Genomic DNA, 18,744 nt, shown 5'->3' with positions numbered 1-18,744 from the left:
TAATGGGAGTTTTTGCATGAAATTGAAGTCATTTATTTGCGGTCTTTTGCTCACTTCACTGCTGAGTTCGACTGCCGCCTTTGCGGAAGGGGATAAAAAGCTGGAGCTGCTGACACCGGGCGAACTGCGCGTTGCCACCGAGGGCACGGCACCGCCGTACAGCATGCGCGGCCCAGGCGGCCAAATCTCGGGTCTGGAAATCGCGGTGATGACCGAAGTCGCTAAGCGCCTGCACCTGAAACTGGTGCCAGTGGTCACCAAGTGGGACTCGATTCTGATCGGCTTACAGGCCAACAAGTTTGATATGAGCATGGCTGCCATTGATATCACCCCGGAACGCCAGAAATCCGTGGTATTTGCCGATGCATGGATTGAATCCGGCGGGCGAATCCTCGCTCCGAAAGACACCAGTATCAAAACGCCGGATGATCTTAAAGGTAAGAAAATCGGCGCGCAGGTGTCATCCACCTATGCCCGACTGGCCGAGGAACACGGTGCCCAGCTGAAAAACTACAGCGACATCACCTCTGCGGTGCAGGATATGATCAATGGTAATCTCGACGGCGTGATTAACGATTCCATCGGCAACGCCTACCTGATCGAGCATAACCACCTGCCGTTCGTGCAGGTGCCCGGCTACCTGAGCCAGGTGCAGAAAGGCTTCACTTTCGCCAAAGGCAAACCCAACCTGGTGGCGGCGGTGAACAAAGCGCTGGCTGATATGAAAAGTGACGGGACCTTTGCCCGCCTGACGACAGCGATTGTCGGTCTCGATCCTGCCCCGAAGAATCCGGTACTGACACTGCCGCAATAATCCTCGACCGGCCCTGAGCGCATCCGGAATGCGCCAGGGCTTCTCTGTGAAGATAAAAACTCATATCATCGCCGTTAACGGTAATCGAGCGGCCACGACAATGGCGGGGAAGGGAAAATTATGCGGGTGATCAATCATGGCGCTGGCTGACCAGTTATTAAAAGAGGCGGATGACGGCGAGCAGAATTTAAGCCAGAAAGCCTATGAAACCATCCTGAATAAAATCATCAGCCGTGAATTTGCGGTCAACACCGTGTTGCAGGAACGACGCCTGGCAGAGATGCTGGATATCTCCCGTACACCGGTGCGTAATGCGCTGAACCGGCTGGAAAATGAAGGGTTTATCGCACGTAACGGCGGCAGAACGCCGGTCGTTAAAGAGTTTTCGATTCAGGAGTTAATTGAAACCCTGCATATCCGGCGTGTGCTGGAGGCCGAGGCGACACGTCTGGCGACAGGTAAAATTCCGCTGAGCGAGCTGGACGCGATTCAGACGCTGGTCGAAGGGCTGCTGATCAAGAAAGTGCCGGATACGGAAGAGGACTGGGCTGCGGATTCGCGCATTCATGAGACTATCGCTTTTTACAGCGGCAACAAAACCATGGCTGATTACATCAAAACTCTGCGCCTGAAAACGCATATGTTTAATTTAAGCGAAGTGCCGGAACGCTTTGAAGCTGGCCATCGCGAGCACCTGCAAATTATTCAGGCACTGCGCGACAACCAGCCAGATCTGGCACAAAGTCTGGTTGCCGCGCATATCGATAACGTCCGTCAGGGCATTATCAAACGTCTGAGTCAGTTCTGATCCCTGAACATCATCGTAAACAGAGTTTGATTCAGCACCCGGACGGCAAGCGCAAAATCTGAGAACTCCATTGCCTCATCAGGATTGTGGCTGCCGTTCTGGTTACGGACAAACAACATCGCGCCGGGTACACCGCAGTTCACGAACTGCGCACAATCATGGCCCGCGCCGCTCGGCATCACTTGCGTGTTGATCGCCAGATCATCTGCCGCATTCTGCAACGCCACTACCAGCCCCGGATCCATCAGGGCTGGGGTACTGCGACTCTGCTCACCGAAATCAAACCGCACACCGTGACGCTGCGAAATTGCTGCGGCCGTCTGTTGCAGATGCGCATCGATGGTTTGCAGCGTCTGCGCATTACGCGAGCGAAAATCAATTGAGAAATCCACCAGCCCGCTGACCTTACTCATATCGGCATCGACGGCATCGGTAAAGAAGCGGCCAAAGGTGACGGTAAGTTCGTGTCCGGCTTTCTCCAGCTCATGCCAGTAACGGTGCATTTCGCTCACCAGCTCTGCGGCGGCGATGACGGCATCCTGACGGCACCACGAAGGGCAGGCACCGGAATGTGCGTATTGTCCGTATGCCCGGGCAAAACGGTAGCGCAAGCTGCCGCAAATGCCGCTGACGATCCCGACCGGGATCTCCGCGCTTTCCAGGACCGGCCCCTGTTCAATATGGATTTCCAGGAAAGCTCGCAACTGTGCTGGCTCAAACAGCGGTGGCTCATCCACCACCTTATCGGGATTGCCGCCACAGTTGATCATGTGCTGCGCGATGGAGATTTGGTTGTCCCGGCGCAGAATCGCCAGGTCGGCACGGGTCAGTTGTCCCAGCACCGTCTTGCTTCCCAGATAGGAGATAGGAAACCATGCGCTTTCTTCAGCGCGAATCGCAATCAGCATCAGATCGCAGGGTGGCACAAGGCCTGCCGCTTTCCAGCCCGCCAGAATCGCCAGACCAGCCAGCACGCCAGCCGCGCCATCGTAGTTACCCCCGGCGGGTACTGAGTCGAGGTGCGAACCGACCACCACTTTCGGCGCATGGCGGTCCGCGCCGGGCAGGATGATATAAAGGTTGACCGCTGCATCGGTCATCACTTCAAAGCCCAGCTTGCGGGCAAGCTGGCTGACCAGATCATGAGCGCGCTGCTCGCCGGGGCCGTAGGCATCGCGGGTGATGCCTTTGCCGTCAAAACTCATTTCACGCAGCTGGGCAAACAACGTTTCGGCCAGCGCCAGATCCGGCTCTGGCAGGGTAGCAGGCATCATTTCAATGTCTCCATCGCGGCGACGATCGCCTTACAGGCCGCAGTGACATCTTCACTGGCGATGCTGAAGGCCAGCCTGAAATGACCCGACATGCCAAAGGCACTACCAGGTACCACTGCCACGCTGGCGTGCTCGATCAGGAAGCGGGCGATATCGAGGTCATCCGCCAGTACACTGCCATCGGCCAGGGTTTTCCCCAGAGCTGGCTGACAATCGACAAACAGATAAAATGCACCCTGCGGCTTTTCCAGATGCAGCAGGGAAGAGGCGGCCAGAATCTCACATGCCTCGTCGCGGCGTTTGACGAGGATGTCACGCCAGCCGGTCAGAAACGAGGAATCGCCCATCAGCGCAGTGGCGGCGGCAGCCTGGCTAACGGAACTCGGGTTCGAGGTACTTTGCGCCTGGATCTTCTCCATCGCCTTGATCAACCATTCCGGACCCGCCGCATATCCCAGACGCCAGCCGGTCATCGCGTAGCCTTTAGATACGCCGTTTAGCGTGAGGGTGCGATCTTTCAGCTCCGGTGCCGCCGTGGCAAAGGAAATAAACGGCACATCGTAGGTGAGCGGTTCATAGATATCGTCAGACAGCACCAGCACGCGCGGATAGTCCTTCAGTACGTCAGCCAGTGCCTGCAATTCCTCACGCGAGTAAATCGCCCCGGTCGGATTACCTGGCGAGTTAATCAGCAGCCATTTGGTTTGCGCTGTAAGAGCAGCGCGGAGCTGGTCCGGGGTAATTTTGTACCCGCTATCAACCGTGGTGGTGACAGTAACCGGCGTGCCGTCGGCCAGCCTGACCATATCCGGGTAGGATACCCAGTAGGGGGCCGGGATGATCACTTCGTCGCTCTCATCGACGGTCGCCTGCAAGGCGTTGAACAGCAGTTGCTTGGCACCGGTGCCAGCAACGATTTCGCTCAGTTCATAGGAGAGCTGGTTTTCGCGCTGGAATTTTTGCTGAATCGCCTGAGTGAGTGCGGTGGTGCCCCCGACGTTGGTATAACGGGTCTGACCCTCAAGGATGCCCTTGATGGCCCCCAGCTTGATGTATTCCGGGGTATCAAAATCCAGCTCACCGGCACCCATATTGATAATTTTCTTACCCTGCGCCTGCAATTCGCGGGCGCGCTGCGCGATTTTGACCGTCATTGACAGCCCAATGCGCGAGACGCGTTTCGCCAGTCGGCTGTCGATATTTTGCTGAGACATCCTTAACCCTTACGTAATGTGATCATATCTGCGCGCGACGGCGCAATTTCTTTGGCATACCAAAGAAATGCAATAATAATGCCAATGTAATTCAGGATGATGCGTGTGCAACGGCAGGCGTGCTAAGTTCCACCCGATTATTTAGCAAACACACGGTCCCAGTCAGAAAATCCTTTGATTTCAATCGGGTTGCCTGACGGATCCTGCATAAACATGATCGCCTGCTCACCCGGTTCACCGACGAAGCGTTTTTGTGGTGGCAGGATGAATGCAACGCCAGCCTGTTGCAGTCGGGCAGCCAGCGGTTCCCATTCTGTCATCTCCAGCACCAGTCCCAGATGGGGCATTGGCACCATGTGATCGCCCACCTTACCGGTGTTGGTCACCGCGAAGGGTTCACCGAGATGCAGGGATATTTGGTGACCAAAAAAGTCGAAATCGACCCAGGTGTCAGTGCTGCGTCCCTCGGTGCAACCCAGTAACTCACCGTAAAAACGGCGGCTTTCATCGAGAGCGGTGACGTGATAGGCAAGGTGAAATGCAGATTTCATGTTCTGTCTCCATTTAAAGATTGAGGCAGAATCTCAAATCACGTACAAAAGCGTTAGCATGTTTTTATGCATTCAATCGTAAGGAATAGCTTTGGATAGTAAGTACCTTGCCAGCCTGATTGCCGCCATTGAATGCGGTTCCATCGCCGAAGCGGCGCGTCGTCAGGGGATTACCGCCGCAGCGGTGAGTCAGCGTATTCAGGTACTGGAGCGGGAACTCGACACACCGTTGCTGAACCGGGTAGGGCACACCGCCAGACCTACCGATGCCGCGATGGCGATGCTGACCCGCGCCAGGCGTATCGTGCGTGAGGTGGAGCTACTGAGTAGCGATGTACATGCCAATGCACTGAGCGGGACGCTGAAGATTGGTGCCATCTCAACGGCGCTGACCGGGATTTTGCCCGGAGCCTTGCTGACGCTGCATCGGCAGGCACCGGATGTCAGGCCGCAGATCATTCCCGGCACGTCCACTACGCTGTACGATGCGCTGGCTCGTGAGGCTATCGATGCGGCGATTATGGTCCAGCCACCGTTTGAAATCCCGAAACGCTACCGCTGGCAACCGCTGCATCACGAAGAACTGATGCTGTTGTCCAGCGCACCGCTGGAGCAGGATGTTGCCCACGCCCTCAGCACGCTGCCTTATATCAGTTATGACCCCAACTCCTGGGGCGGGCGGCTGGCACAGCAGTATCTGAATGATCACGACCTGCATCCCCGCCTGTTACTGGAGCTGGATGGAATCGAAGCGATTTCCCTGCTGGTAAAAGAAAAGATGGGAGTGAGCCTGCTGCCCCGCTGGCCGGGCCTTGCCGCGATTTCGCAGCACCTGGTGCAAACCTCGGTGGGCGGCGGTTACGATCGCAAAATTATTCTGCTGGTGCGCCCGGAGTCGATAAACGAGCAACTGCTTAATCTGCTCATTTCTGCCTTAAGTTCCGCCCAATGATCGTTCATCACGCCCGATGGTTGCGCATCGGGTGCCTGTAAAGGGTGCATGCCACATTGAAGGGCATCGCATCCCAATACCCATTTTGCAGACTATTTAATATTCATCAGTTGTTGCTGCAATTGTCTAAGTTGATTTTCTTTGCTACTGCGCGATGACCGGTCTCTGGCTGCGCCAATTTCATTTCTCAGGCTATCGATGCGCATTTGTATCTGTAACCTTCTTGCGTTGTTATTTTGCTGAGTACTCACATTGGAGATTATCGAATTTTTCACCGCCAGTGAGTTATTCTGCAACCGGGTGGCTAAGTTGTTGGTGTTGTTTGTAACAGCTGCATGTGCTGTCCAGGCAAGTAAACTGCATATTCCCCATAGTGAAGTCTTAATAATGGCTTTTGGCTTAGGTTGCCTTTTCATGCTTTCCTCGCTGACGTTATTATTTGGTGGATTAATAAAGTTCAGGTGAATAGTGTTCACGCCTCCACCTTGCCGGTGGTTCCTGAAAATATTTCGTAAAAGACCGGGTAAAAGATTGCTGGCTATCAAAACCATATTTAAGTGCAATATCAAGAATCGAACCATGAGAGGACGCGAGTTCGGATGCGGCCAGAATGACTCTCCTTTTACGAATATATTCTCCCAGCGTTTGTTGCGTTTCTCTTTTAAAGAGTCGTTGCAGGTGCCATTTTGAATAGCCTGCCTTGGTGGCAACGGCAGAAATTACCAGCGGGAGATGGATATTACGGTCTATCCAGACCATCAACTCATTCACTGTATCTTTATGAATGACCATGTGATTCCTCCGGTTTATTGCAGCGCGCCGTGGGGGCGCGCTGTTAAAAAGACCTGCGATTCAGGGTTTTTTCGTGATGGCGCTGGATATTTTGTTAACCCAGGTCATGACGAAGATAAAAAAGGCCGGAACAAAGAAAACAGCCAGCAATGTACCGCTGATCATGCCGCCAAATACCCCTGTCCCTATTGCATGTTGCGTGGTGGCGCTCGCTCCGACAGCCAGCATTAAAGGCACAACACCTAATGTGAAAGCTAATGACGTCATTAAAATCGGACGCAATCGCATCTTAGCCGCGCGAATCGTTGATTTAATCAGGTTGCCTTCTTCCTCATAAATCTGTTTGGCAAATTCAATAATAAGGATGGCGTTTTTAGCTGAAAGACCAATGATAGTGATCATCCCGACTTTAAAGAAAACATCATTCGGCATATCTCGTATAAACACCGCAATAACCGCACCGAGTAATCCAAGTGGCACGACAAGCATGACTGATAACGGAATAGCCCAGCTTTCATAAAGCGCGGCCAGTACCAGAAATACCACCAGCATGGAAAGCAACATCAGCATAGGAGCCTGAGAGGCGGATTGTTGTTCCTGCAACGATTGACCGGTCCATTCAAGGGCAAATCCAGCGGGTAGCTCAGCCGCAATCTTTTCCATTTCAACCATCGCGGCACCGGTTGAATATCCCGGCCCGGCATTCCCGGCGATACGAAATGCGGGATAGCCCTGATAACGGACCATCTGTAAGGGGGACGTTTTCCACTCGCCACGCACCACTTCCGACAACGGAACCATGCCGCCGGACTTATTACGCACGTACAGTGACAGCACATCTTTCAGCTGCATGCGATACGGAGCATCAGCCTGAATAATCACCTGCTGGATACGCCCCAGATTGGGAAAATCGTTAATGTAGGATGACCCCATCGCACCGGAAAGTGTCTGGCTGATATCACTGAATGCAATACCCAGCGTTTCCGCTTTCTGGCGATCAATACTGAGATCGATGCTTGTCCCATCAGGCAGGCCATCGACATACACGTCAGTCACGACTTTACTTTGTGCTGCCTTGATTAACAGCTGGTTGACGGCCTCAGATAGCGCCTGATTTCCATGGCCACTGCGGTCTTCAAGACGCAGAGTAAAGCCGGTGGAATTGCCTAATTCCGCGATCGGAGGCGGCAGGAGACTCATTACCGTTGCATCCGGTACAGCGGACATCACTGCCTGTAAATGGTCTGCCTCTTCCTGTGCGGTTGCACCGTCTCTTTCTCCCCAGTCTTTGAGGGTGGTAAACGCCAGCGCCGAGTTAGCACCGGAACCAGAAAAGCTGAATCCAAGCACCGACAGGTTACGTTGAATACCCGGACGCTCAGCGACAGCATTTTCCAGCTTCTTCACCACCTCTCCGGTTCTTTCTAATGTGGCATCAGAAGGCACCTGGATCGACGTCATGAAATATCCCTGGTCTTCCGAAGGCAGAAAGGACGAGGGAAGTCTGGTGAGGGCATAAAACAACACGCCACAGAGCGCACCGTAAATCAGCATCATCCTGCCGGTTCTTTTCAGCAGACGGGTTAAGCGAGATTCGAAGCGATCTGACATGCGATCAAAGCTACGGTTAAACCAGCTGAAGAAACGCCCTTTTTGATGAGATTCCTGCGTCACCGGTTTTAACAACGTAGCACACAGTGCCGGGGTAAGGCTCAATGCTAAAAATGCGGAGAAAAGAATAGAGACAGCCATCGAAAGGGTGAACTGGCGATAAATAATACCGACCGACCCGCTGGCTAATCCCATGGGAATAAATACCGCAGTTAATACCAGCGTGATCCCGACCACCGCACCGGTAATCTCACGCATCGCTTTTTCCGTAGCCTGCCGGGGTGAAAGACCCTCTTCAGACATCAGGCGTTCTACGTTTTCGACCACGACGATAGCGTCATCAACAATGATCCCTATCGCCAGTACCATACCGAACATCGTCAGTACGTTTATCGAGAAGCCGCATAACATCATCACGGTGAAGGTGCCCAGCAGCGCGACGGGGGCCACGATAGCAGGAATAAAGGTATATCGGATGTTCTGTAAGAACAGGAACATGACGATAAACACCAGCGCCATTGCCTCGATAAAGGTATGGATGACTTTCTCGATAGAAATTTTAACGAAGGGCGAGGTATCAAACGGAACGGTGAATTTCATCCCGTCAGGCAAGGCTTTCGCCATTTCAGTCAGACGGTCCTGCACGGCCTGGGATGTTTGTATCGCATTAGCACCCGGTGACAGTTGGATCGCCACCGCCGTCGAAGACTGACCATCCTCACGTACCGCAAAAGAATAGGTCTGTAAGCCGAGGTCTACCCTGGCGACATCACCGAGCGTGACAGTCGAACCGTCAACATTGGCTTTGAGTACGATATGGCGAAATTCGACAGGTGTGCCAAGCTGACCGCGTACGGTAAGCGGGTAACCGGTTTGCTGTCCACGGACGGTTGGAGCATCACCAATCCGGCCTGGCGCTATTTGCACGTTTTGCTGGCTGATGGCGGCACTGATGTCACTAATGGTCAGACGATAGGAAATGAGTTTTGCCGGATCAACCCATATGCGCATGGCTTTCTCCGCACCAAACGCCTGCACTTTGCCGACACCCGCAACGCGGCGCAATTCTTCGGTCACGTTACGCGCAAAGTAATCACTGAGGTCAGCCTCCGAGAAGTTTCCACCTGGTGATGTCAGCCCGACCATCATCAAAAAGTTAGATGATGCCGCTTCAACCGTCAGGCCATTTTGTCTGACAGTCTGCGGTAAACGTGATTCAACGGTTTTAATCTGGTTCTGGACATCGACCTGCGCCAGTTTGATGTTTGTACCTGGCTTGAAAGTGACGGTGATGGTCGCCATTCCTGACGTATCGCTTGATGACTCGAAATAAAGCAGGTCATCAACACCTGATAATTCTCGCTCAATAAGCGAGATAACCGATTCATTCATCGTCTGAGGTGTAGCCCCAGGGTAATTCAACGTTATTGATACACTTGGTGGTGCAACCGAAGGATACTGTGCAATGGGCAATTGAGGTATGGTGATAAGACCAAATAACACAATAAACAGCGCAATGACCCACGCAAATACCGGGCGGTTGATAAAAAACTGTGGCATCAGAATTCCTGTATAATGATTAAATAAAATCTGGCATCAAGCGCCGTTTTTATCGCTCAAAGATTCCACTGGAATGCCATCCTGTAATTTCTCCTTTCCTTCGATGATCAATTTATCCCCAGCCTTTAAGCCATTTAATACAATTCTTTTATCGTTGAACTGATCACCAATTTCTATCTGCTTTCTCTCGGCTTTATTTTCGGCTGTTTCAAGCCAGACATAGGTATTGTCCTGCGCATGCTGAATAGCTTTTTCCGGAATAGCGATGCCATTATTTTCCAGCAAGCGGCTAATTTTGACGCGTACAAACATACCGGGCATCAGCTCCCCCTGCGGGTTTTCAGCTTCCGCGCGTAACACCACATCACCCGTTTCGTTATTCACGTTGATGCCTGAGAAAAGTAATCGCGGCCTGACGTTGTAAGGATGATTATTCTCATCCAACAGCGATACCGTAACTTGTGATTCGCGTTGGTTATGCGTCAGTAAACCTCGTAATTCAGCGGCAGGAAGACGGGCATCGATATATACGCTTCGCGTTTGCTGGATGGTGGCCATGGCCTGGGTATCGGAAGCGCTGACTAACGCTCCCTCGGTCACAAATTCCTGATCGATACGACCATCAATCGGCGCCCGCACCGTTGAATAAGCTAATTCCAGCTTTCTCCGTTCGAGCGTGGCTCGTGCCTGCGCGACGTCTGCTGCGGCACCGGCACTATTGGCGCTGGCATCATCATAATCCTGATGGCTCACTGCGCCTGTTTTTTGCAACAGTTTCAGCCGTTCTGCTCGGGACCTGAGTTGCCGGTAGGTGGCTTCGGCCTTAACCAGCGCTGCATTAGCCATTTGAACATCCGCTTCAAAAGGTGCGGGATCGATTTGAAAAAGTGGCTGCCCGGTTTTGACGTCTGAACCCTGAGAAAACAAGCGGGATACCACAATCCCTCCCACCTGCGGTCTTATCTGCGCGGTTTTAATGGCGCTGATACGACTAGGCCAGGTGCGCACCAGCGAAACCTCTGCGGGCTGGAGCGTGGTGACGGCAACCTGCACAGGTTGCGGCGGGGTGCCTGACGCGGTTTCTTCCTGTTTGCAGCCCGCTGTCGTTAAAATGGCGGCTGCAACGATTAATGCCAGTCCCTTTGTCTTCATAAAGTTTCAACCCGGTGAGTAATGTGATAGTGCAAAACGGGGAGGGTACGCGGTGTTTATTGAGGAAGGATGCAGGTATTATGTAGATTGCGTGGAGATGAAAAATAAAAATATTATTCTTAACAGCGACGGTCTGATGCAATAAGGTAATCAAATGAATATGACGCCTTTAATCCTGTTAGCCGAAGATGATGCGGAAATCGCCGACATTGTTATCGCCTATTTAAAACAAAGTGGTTTTGAAACGTTGCACGCTGCTAACGGTAAGCAGGCATTGGACTTATACGATAAGACTCAACCGGCATTAGTTATTCTGGATATTCGCATGCCATTGATGGACGGCTGGCAGGTGCTTACCGAACTGCGCCGTCGTGGCGATACGCCTGTTCTGATGCTGACAGCGAATGATGACAATGCGGATAAATTATCGGCATTGCGCATCGGTGCAGACGACTATGTTGTCAAACCCTTTAATCCGGCAGAGGTCGTTGCCCGAACTCAGGCAATATTAAGGCGCACGGGGAATGCTCAGAAGAAAAATAAACCCAGAGTCACTGTTCATAACCAAATTGAATTTTATCATGACGAGCACCGAATTATTCTGCGTCATTCCGGTGAGGATATCGCCTCTCGTCTTACTTCAACTGAATTCAGAATACTTGAACGCCTGGCCGAAGCGCCGCGAAAAGTTTTTAGTCGGCTGGAGATTCTTGAGTCGTGCCTGCCCCAGGGAGAAACGCTGGAAAGAACCGTTGATAGCCATATCAGTAAACTGAGAAAAAAATTAGAAGATGCCGGTTTGTCGGGCATCCCCGAAAGTGTGCGCGGTTTCGGCTATCGGCTGGGGGATTAACATGAAAGGCTCAGGGTTAAGTCGACATCTCATTATTTTAATGATACAGCTCGTCTGTTCTTCATTGCTCATCACCTTCATTACCTACTATGCGTGGGTCGGCCTCGCGGTGATGGTATTTGGCGAACAAGCGAAGCAATTCGAGTATGTCGCCACTACGTCGGACTGGGTGCAACTTGGCATATCTGTCGGGCTTTCGATTATCGTGGCTGTCATTACCGCAGTCAGGTTTGCAAAAAAGATTCTCCATCCACTGCAATCCCTGGCCGATAGTGCACGACGTATCGCCGGTGGTGAACTGAGTGCCAGAGCCGATGCCGGGGACCGCAGACTCTCGGAAACCGCTGCCCTGGTCGATGATTTCAACATCATGGCTGAAAAACTTGAGGTGGCTTCTGGTGAAATCGTGACGTGGAATGCTGCCATCGCACATGAGCTCAGAACGCCAGTCACTATTTTGCGCGGCAGACTTCAGGGACTGGCCGATGGCATCTTCCCGCCGGAGCAGGCGTTATTTAAAAATCTCGTGCGGCAGACGGAAGGACTGGCAAGGTTGATCGAAGATCTGCGTACCTTAAGTCTGGCCGCCAGTGAACACTTTTCCTTACGCGCCGAGAAGCTGGACATTGCACAGGAGCTCATTAGCGTTGTCGAGCTGGTCAAACCCGCCATGAGTGAAAAACATCTCTCTGTGATTACGAAAGTGGATTCAGTTGACCTCAGATGTGATGCGGCACGCGTCCGGCAAATGATCCTTGCGCTACTGGATAATGCCCGTCGCTATGCAGTGCCTGGTGTGGTTTTGCTGGCATGTCAGCAGCATGCTGACGGGGTGATCATCAGTGTTGAAGATGAGGGGCCGGGTATTCCCGAGGACAAGATCGGCTCTATTTTTGATGCTTTTAGTCGCCTGGATCATTCCCGCTCGCGTGACAGTGGTGGGACAGGCCTGGGTCTGGCTGTCGTGAAAGCCATCGCTCTTGCCCATCACGGATATGTAAAATATGAGAGCAGTGAATTAGGTGGAGCAGGTTTTAAGGTTTTTCTTCCTTTTGACAAAATCCCCTAATAACACCACGAAAACGTTAATTGTATGCCCATCTTGCGCGAAAACGTTAATGATGGGTCTGCACGGAAGAAGGGTATAGGGCCCAGCGGTGCGACTCTTTTCAATTCGCCACTTTTACCAGCGCCTCAGACTTGCTGAGCAGATACGGGCGCAGATAACCCACCGTATTTGACAGCAATAACACATCCTGATGCAGCTCGATATTGAGTACATCCTCAACATATTGCCGCCGCGCCTGCATACGCTGCCAGACCTCCGGCCAGGCTTCTGCAATCTCCGCCTGTAGCTGGGCATCCGCCAGCGCAACGGTGTCTTCAATGCTGCACCCACCGTAGCCATTGACGGAAGGAATAATATCGATCTGCAACAGCATGCCGCTGCCCAGCACCGCTTTGGAGCCACTGCTGACCGGTGAACATAGCCATTCTTCATCCGCCACCAGGTGGCCAGGATTGAGATGCCAGTGCCAGCGGTCCTTTGGCAGCACATGCTCAACAATCTGGTACAACTCACCACCCGTCAGGCCGCATCGGAGACTTTCAAGCCAGGTGACGACGGTATGATAGTAAGGCTGGGCCACGCGTGTCAGATAATCCGCCACTTCGGCGGGTAATTCGTCTGCTGCGGCGACAACGTAGGCTGCGCGGCTACTTAATCCGCCTTTGTAACCTACCGTCAGTGAAAACTTATCACCCAGGGCGATGACTTTATCGCGTGGATAAAGCGTGGCGTGGGTAAAACGATCGCCGGTGGCGGCAATGGAGATCACGCTCGATGGCTGTCCCGAGGCGGCCAGCAACTGCCCAATCGACTTTTCACTTTTACCAACCTCAATGGCATCGAGCGCGTTGAGCAGGCAGGTGGACGCCAGATTGGCACCGTATTCATAGAATGCCACTTCAGCTGCGCTGTTATGGATACGGACGCCCGTTTCCGGCGAGATAAACAGTCCGGTGGCGTTAATCACGTTATGTTTACCGCCACACGCCTGAAAAACCGCATCCACGACAAATGCCGGGACATCGAACAGTTGTTTTGACGCACTCAGGCCGCTAAACAACTTCCAGCCGGCAATACCGGTACGTGACGACGCAGTGATACCACAGCTTTCCAGCAGCTTGTGTAGCGGTTGATCGCCATCCATCGGCTGATTCGGCAGAGAAAAAATGGGGGCGTGCAGGCAGTTCCCTGCGTTGCGGGCGAACGGCACCAGTTTGAGGTTTTCATTGCCCATGACCCAGGTCAGTGTTCCTTGCGCGCTGATAACCAGCAAGGCTTCCTCAAAGCGGGGAATAAAACCGGAGAGATATTCAAAGTTGCCGCCATGTTCTTTGTCGGCATAGATGACCAGAAACTCAAGTCCCTGTGCGCCCATCGCCGAGAGAACGTTCGCGAGGCGTTGATGCATCACTTCATCCGGGATCACCGGCGTTGTTACATCCGGGAAGGTGGGAGGAGCCGGTTTCTTCATGAGCCTGTATGGGTATTGCTGCGTCATTTACCGTCCCCTCTGAGTTTGATGTGTTAACGGGGAACGAACAGGTCTCCCCGTAGCGTATAAGAACCCAGCATGTCCTGGGTCTTTTTCGTCAGCCAGCTCACAATTCGGGTTGCCAGCGCATCCATTGAATATTCAATCGCCGGGATGGTGGGCAGGCCTGGCAAATGAACAGAACCGGCCAGGCTAAACACCATGATGTCGCCCGGCACCGATTTATTAAATGCCTGTAGCTGCGTCATCACCTGTTGTGCTTCCTGATCGTTTGCCACTAACAGGGCATTAAAATTCAGGGTGCTGGCATTGTTGAGCAGCACCTGCAGCGCCACCGACGAAGAGGGCGAATCCATCAGCACCAGATTACGATTATAGGGCAGGAGGTTATTTTCCAGCGCCAGTTTATAACCGAATAACACCTGTTCCCCGGCATTTCCGGCATCAGGATAGATCAAGGCAATCTGCCGCTTCCCCTGGCTAATCAGGTAATTACAGGCGGTTTCGGCGGCGAAGGCGTGATCGAACTGGAGGCTATTTGGCCATGCGGTTTCGGCACAATCCACCAGGATGACATTATCGTCCTGAATATCGAGGGGAAAGCGGGCACCAATGATCAGCACATCATCACACAGCCCGCAGGTCAGCTCATCAAGGGCATTCATCACATCGGTTTTGCTGCTGGCAAAGCGCAACAGCAAATGTTTTTGATGCTGGCTCAGTTGTTTTTCCAGCGCGTAAAGGTAGCCGGTGGTCTGATTGATGTTTTCCTGCGCGCAGATAACTCCAATGCAACCGGTGGACTGGCTGAACAACGATTGAGCAATGACGTTAGGCCGATATTTCAGCTCGTCCACCGCTTTTAGCACCGCCAGGCGGCTGGCTTCCTTCACGCCGCGTGAACCACTCAACACCCGAGACACTGTGGCTTTTGATACCCCAGCTAAGCGCGATACATCGTTGATCGTAGACATCTTTCTCCCCGGACACTCTGAACAAACTTTCGCCAGCGGCAGTATAGCGATTTCGATTCTGGATGGAAACCGGATTTCCATTTCAGCATAAAACACATCCATATTGCCGGTATTTTGTGATGGGAATCTAATAAAAAAACCACCAATGAATAATAAATTGACCACTATCACATTTCATTGGCTCCTTGATGGAAACCGGTTTCCGTATGGTATCCAATCATAACCACATTGAGGCATATCACTGAAGGATGGATAACGATGGTCAGGATTATGTTGTGTTGTTCAGCGGGGATGTCCACCAGCATGCTGGTGCGCAAAATGCAGGACGTGGCGCAGGAAAGGGGATTGGCTGTCGATATCGCCGCCTATGGGGTGACCGAATTTGACGAGCAATTTTCACGTTATCAGGTGGTTTTGCTGGGGCCACAGGTGAAATACATGCTGAAAACGCTGGCGGATAAAGCAGCCAGCGCGGGGATCCCCGTCCAGCCAATCGAGATGATGGATTACGGTATGCAGCGCGGTGACAAAGTGCTGGATTACGCGCTGTCGCTTATTGAGGCAGCTCACTAAAAAGGTGATGGTATGAGCTCGTTATATCAGTCGATGATTACCGTTATCGAGCAATCGATAACGCCGTTAGCCGGACGTCTCGGGCAACAGAAATACATCATTGCGATCCGCGATGGCTTTACTGCCGCGCTGCCGTTTATGATCATCGGTTCGTTCATGCTGGTCTTTATCTTCCCGCCGTTCTCCGCCACGACGACCAACAGTTTTGCCCGTGCCTGGCTGGATTTCTCCGCGACCTACCGCGAACAACTGATGCTGCCGTTTTACCTCAGCATGGGCGTCATGACATTTTTTATCTCGGTAGGGATCGGCGCAAGCCTCGGGCGGCAGTTCTCACTGGATCCGGTGATGTCGGGCCTGTTGGCATTTATGGCGTTTCTGCTGGTCGCCGCGCCTTACTCGAACGGCACCATCTCCACCGCTTATCTTTCCGGACAGGGGATTTTTACCGCGCTGATCACCGCCATTTATTCAACGCGGGTCTATGCATGGCTTAAGCAGAAAAACATCACCATCCGCTTGCCCAAAGAAGTCCCCACTGGTGTTGCCCGCTCCTTTGAAATATTGATTCCGGTAGTGGTGATCATTGGCACCCTGCATCCCCTGAACTTATTTATTCAGGCGCAGACCGGCATGATTATTCCCGAAGCGATCATGCACCTGCTCGGGCCACTGGTTTCGGCGTCAGATTCTCTGCCCGCGATTTTACTTTCGGTGCTGCTGTGCCAGCTGTTCTGGTTCGCCGGTATCCACGGTGCGCTGATCGTGACCGGAATTATGAACCCGTTCTGGATGGCAAATCTCTCAGCCAACCAGGCGGCACTGGCGGCAGGCACGGCGCTGCCGCATATCTATCTGCAGGGTTTCTGGGATCACTATCTGTTGATTGGCGGCGTGGGTTCGACCTTACCGCTGGCGTTTCTGTTGTTACGCAGCCGCGCGACCCATCTGCGCACCATCGGCAAGATGGGCATTGTGCCGAGCTTCTTCAACATCAACGAACCGATTATGTTCGGCGCGCCAATCATCATGAATCCCATGCTGTTTATTCCCTTTGTCTGCGTGCCAATGATCAACGCCATCCTCGCCTGGACGGCCACCAAAATGGGCTGGCTGGCACAGGTGGTATCGCTCACGCCCTGGACAACACCCGCGCCAATTGGCGCCTCATGGGCTGCCAACTGGGCCATCAGCCCGGTGATTATGTGCCTGATTTGCATGGTGATGTCGGCCCTGATGTACCTACCTTTCCTGCGCGCTTATGAACGTTCGCTGCTGAAGACAGAAGAACAAAAAGCCCAGGACAACACCGTGGCCCCTCTGACTCATAAAACCGGAGATAAGCGTAATGAAGTATCAGTTTCCTGAGAATTTCTGGTGGGGCAGCGCCAGTTCGGCCCTGCAAACCGAAGGAGCGAGTCTGTCTGGCGGGAAAAGTGCCACCATCTGGGATCACTGGTTTCAGCAGCAACCGTGGCGCTTTCATCAGAAGGTCGGCCCCGCACAGACCTCGACTTTTTATCAACACTGGCAGCAGGATATCGCCTTATTACGCCAGCTGAATCACAACAGTTTTCGCACCTCGCTGAGCTGGTCGCGCTTAATTCCTGACGGAATCGGTGAAGTGAATCCTGATGCGGTGGCCTTTTATAATCGCGTCATCGATGAACTGCTGGCGCAGGGCATCACACCCTTCTTCACTCTGTTCCATTTCGATATGCCACTGGCGATGCAGGAGAAAGGGGGCTGGGAGAGCCGTGAGGTGGTGGAGGCATTCGCCCGTTACGCTAAGGTGTGCTTTGATCTGTTTGGCGATCGGGTACTGCACTGGTTCACCTTCAACGAGCCGATCGTGCCGGTTGAGGGCGGCTATCTTTATGATTTCCACTATCCCAACGTGGTCGATTTCAGGCGCGCCGCAACGGTGGCTTATCACACCGTGCTGGCCCATGCCTCGGCGGTGCGCGCATATCGGGCAAGGGGTTATGGCGGAGAAATCGGCATCATCCTTAACCTGACGCCGTCATACCCGCGTTCGCAGCATCCGGCCGATCTTAATGCGTCGCACCATGCGGACCTGCTGTTTAACCGCAGCTTCCTCGACCCGGTGCTGCTGGGAGAATATCCGGCGGATCTGGTGGCTTTGCTGAAGCAATACGATCAACTGCCAGCCTGTTTACCGGGTGACAGCGCATTGATTGCGGCCGGTAAAATTGACCTGCTGGGTATCAATTATTATCAGCCGCGTCGGGTTAAATGCCGGGAAAGTGCGGTGAACCCCGCCTCGCCATTAATGCCGGAATGGTTTTTTGACCATTATGAGATGCCGGGCCGCACGATGAATCCGTATCGCGGCTGGGAGATTTACGCGCCAGGTATTTATGACATTCTCACCAATCTGCGGGTGAACTACGGCAATCCACGTTGCTTTATTTCAGAGAACGGCATGGGGGTCGAAAATGAGCAGCGCTTCGCCGCAGAGGGTCAGATTGACGATCAGTACCGCATCGATTTTATTTCCGATCACCTTAAATGGCTGCACAAGGGGATAAGTGAGGGCAGCAACTGCCTTGGCTACCATATGTGGACCTTTATTGATAACTGGTCATGGTGCAACGGCTACAAAAACCGCTACGGCTTTGTGCAGCTCGATCTCGCCAGCCAGCAGCGTACCGTGAAAAAAAGCGGGGAGTGGTTTGCCGCAACCGCCGCGAATAATGGTTTCAGTGAGCAGGAGTCCACATCATGATCGATTTAGAAGAAGCGGTAATGGAAATCATCGTCAATGCCGGTCAGTCGCGCAGTTTGTGTTTTGAGGCGTTACAGGCGGCCCGTCAGGGGGATTTTGTCGCGGCGAAAAACCTGTTGCAGGAAGCGGATACCTTCTCCCGCCAGGCCCATAAAATGCAAACCAAGTTGATTGAACAGGATGCGGGCGAAGCTCGTCAGCCGATGTCATTGATTATGGTGCATGCCCAGGACCATTTGATGACATCGCTGCTGGCGCGCGAGTTGTCCGAAGAGATCGTGCATCTTTATCAACGCTGAGGCGTTA

Annotated in this window: 18 protein-coding genes; 9 read left to right on the top strand and 9 right to left on the bottom strand. The window is 52.9% G+C overall.

Annotated elements, in window-relative coordinates:
* Nucleotides 1-16: 16 nt before the first annotated feature.
* Both AC6I8X_RS26455 and AC6I8X_RS26450 read left to right on the top strand, forming a co-directional pair.
* A complete protein-coding gene (locus AC6I8X_RS26455; RefSeq protein WP_084879075.1) occupies nucleotides 17-814 on the top strand; it encodes a transporter substrate-binding domain-containing protein in 798 nt (265 codons plus the stop codon).
* 136 nt (nucleotides 815-950) lie between these two features.
* On the top strand, nucleotides 951-1,622 hold the full coding sequence (locus tag AC6I8X_RS26450) for a GntR family transcriptional regulator (RefSeq protein WP_084879076.1): 672 nt from the start codon (nucleotides 951-953) through the stop codon (nucleotides 1,620-1,622).
* Here the strand turns inward: AC6I8X_RS26450 and AC6I8X_RS26445 are convergent.
* From AC6I8X_RS26445 to AC6I8X_RS26435, 3 genes are all read right to left on the bottom strand, one after another.
* Nucleotides 1,613-2,896, bottom strand: a complete 1,284-nt coding sequence (locus tag AC6I8X_RS26445; protein WP_313684735.1) for a Zn-dependent hydrolase — start codon at nucleotides 2,894-2,896, stop codon at nucleotides 1,613-1,615. The two genes, AC6I8X_RS26450 and AC6I8X_RS26445, sit on opposite strands and share 10 nt — an antisense overlap.
* Nucleotides 2,893-4,110, bottom strand: a complete 1,218-nt coding sequence (locus AC6I8X_RS26440) for a pyridoxal phosphate-dependent aminotransferase (RefSeq protein ID WP_497841737.1) — start codon at nucleotides 4,108-4,110, stop codon at nucleotides 2,893-2,895. The genes AC6I8X_RS26445 and AC6I8X_RS26440 overlap by 4 nt, the downstream gene beginning before the upstream one ends.
* Nucleotides 4,111-4,247: 137 nt before the next feature.
* The gene (locus tag AC6I8X_RS26435) at nucleotides 4,248-4,661 is read right to left on the bottom strand and encodes a VOC family protein (RefSeq protein WP_497841736.1); all 414 of its coding nucleotides are present in this window, start codon (nucleotides 4,659-4,661) and stop codon (nucleotides 4,248-4,250) included.
* A gap of 91 nt (nucleotides 4,662-4,752) precedes the next feature.
* Between AC6I8X_RS26435 and AC6I8X_RS26430 the strand changes: the two genes are divergently transcribed.
* On the top strand, nucleotides 4,753-5,613 hold the full coding sequence (locus tag AC6I8X_RS26430; protein WP_497841735.1) for a LysR family transcriptional regulator: 861 nt from the start codon (nucleotides 4,753-4,755) through the stop codon (nucleotides 5,611-5,613).
* 92 nt (nucleotides 5,614-5,705) lie between these two features.
* Here the strand turns inward: AC6I8X_RS26430 and AC6I8X_RS26425 are convergent, their stop codons facing one another.
* The 4 genes from AC6I8X_RS26425 to AC6I8X_RS26410 are packed head-to-tail and all read right to left on the bottom strand — an operon-like array spanning nucleotide 5,706 to nucleotide 10,629.
* Nucleotides 5,706-6,089 carry a hypothetical protein gene (locus tag AC6I8X_RS26425; RefSeq protein ID WP_497841734.1) on the bottom strand — a complete coding sequence of 128 codons (384 nt, stop codon included), beginning with the start codon at nucleotides 6,087-6,089 and terminating at the stop codon, nucleotides 5,706-5,708.
* Nucleotides 6,061-6,405, bottom strand: a complete 345-nt coding sequence (locus tag AC6I8X_RS26420; RefSeq protein ID WP_313684748.1) for a helix-turn-helix domain-containing protein — start codon at nucleotides 6,403-6,405, stop codon at nucleotides 6,061-6,063. Before AC6I8X_RS26420 ends, AC6I8X_RS26425 begins: the two co-directional genes overlap by 29 nt.
* A 60-nt stretch (nucleotides 6,406-6,465) precedes the next feature.
* On the bottom strand, nucleotides 6,466-9,576 hold the full coding sequence (locus AC6I8X_RS26415; protein ID WP_497841733.1) for a multidrug efflux RND transporter permease subunit: 3,111 nt from the start codon (nucleotides 9,574-9,576) through the stop codon (nucleotides 6,466-6,468).
* 36 nt (nucleotides 9,577-9,612) lie between these two features.
* Nucleotides 9,613-10,629 (bottom strand): efflux RND transporter periplasmic adaptor subunit, encoded by a 1,017-nt coding sequence (locus tag AC6I8X_RS26410; RefSeq protein WP_497841732.1) that lies wholly within the window; start codon nucleotides 10,627-10,629, stop codon nucleotides 9,613-9,615.
* A 253-nt stretch (nucleotides 10,630-10,882) separates the two neighbouring features.
* Between AC6I8X_RS26410 and AC6I8X_RS26405 the strand changes: the two genes are divergently transcribed.
* Nucleotides 10,883-11,581: a response regulator gene (locus tag AC6I8X_RS26405; RefSeq protein ID WP_497841731.1), complete on the top strand. Its 699-nt coding sequence runs from the start codon at nucleotides 10,883-10,885 to the stop codon at nucleotides 11,579-11,581.
* Between the two features lies 1 nt (nucleotide 11,582).
* Nucleotides 11,583-12,650, top strand: coding sequence for an ATP-binding protein (locus AC6I8X_RS26400; RefSeq protein ID WP_497841730.1), 1,068 nt, complete (start codon nucleotides 11,583-11,585; stop codon nucleotides 12,648-12,650).
* Nucleotides 12,651-12,750: 100 nt separating this feature from the next.
* Here the strand turns inward: AC6I8X_RS26400 and AC6I8X_RS26395 are convergent, their stop codons facing one another.
* A complete protein-coding gene (locus AC6I8X_RS26395) occupies nucleotides 12,751-14,148 on the bottom strand; it encodes a M24 family metallopeptidase (protein WP_497841729.1) in 1,398 nt (465 codons plus the stop codon).
* 26 nt (nucleotides 14,149-14,174) lie between these two features.
* Nucleotides 14,175-15,116 carry a LacI family DNA-binding transcriptional regulator gene (locus AC6I8X_RS26390; RefSeq protein WP_299446881.1) on the bottom strand — a complete coding sequence of 314 codons (942 nt, stop codon included), beginning with the start codon at nucleotides 15,114-15,116 and terminating at the stop codon, nucleotides 14,175-14,177.
* A gap of 258 nt (nucleotides 15,117-15,374) precedes the next feature.
* Between AC6I8X_RS26390 and AC6I8X_RS26385 the strand changes: the two genes are divergently transcribed.
* The 4 genes from AC6I8X_RS26385 to AC6I8X_RS26370 are packed head-to-tail and all read left to right on the top strand — an operon-like array spanning nucleotide 15,375 to nucleotide 18,737.
* A complete protein-coding gene (locus AC6I8X_RS26385; RefSeq protein WP_299446884.1) occupies nucleotides 15,375-15,689 on the top strand; it encodes a PTS sugar transporter subunit IIB in 315 nt (104 codons plus the stop codon).
* 12 nt (nucleotides 15,690-15,701) lie between these two features.
* A complete protein-coding gene (locus tag AC6I8X_RS26380) occupies nucleotides 15,702-17,057 on the top strand; it encodes a PTS sugar transporter subunit IIC (RefSeq protein ID WP_497841728.1) in 1,356 nt (451 codons plus the stop codon).
* Nucleotides 17,038-18,438, top strand: a complete 1,401-nt coding sequence (locus AC6I8X_RS26375) for a glycoside hydrolase family 1 protein (protein WP_497841727.1) — start codon at nucleotides 17,038-17,040, stop codon at nucleotides 18,436-18,438. The genes AC6I8X_RS26380 and AC6I8X_RS26375 overlap by 20 nt, the downstream gene beginning before the upstream one ends.
* Nucleotides 18,435-18,737 carry a PTS lactose/cellobiose transporter subunit IIA gene (locus tag AC6I8X_RS26370; RefSeq protein WP_299446892.1) on the top strand — a complete coding sequence of 101 codons (303 nt, stop codon included), beginning with the start codon at nucleotides 18,435-18,437 and terminating at the stop codon, nucleotides 18,735-18,737. Before AC6I8X_RS26375 ends, AC6I8X_RS26370 begins: the two co-directional genes overlap by 4 nt.
* Nucleotides 18,738-18,744: the final 7 nt, after the last annotated feature.

The sequence above is a fragment of the Pantoea sp. X-Soil-TKNS-1280 genome (assembly GCF_059730475.1).
This window is presented reverse-complemented; position numbering and strand designations above follow the sequence as displayed.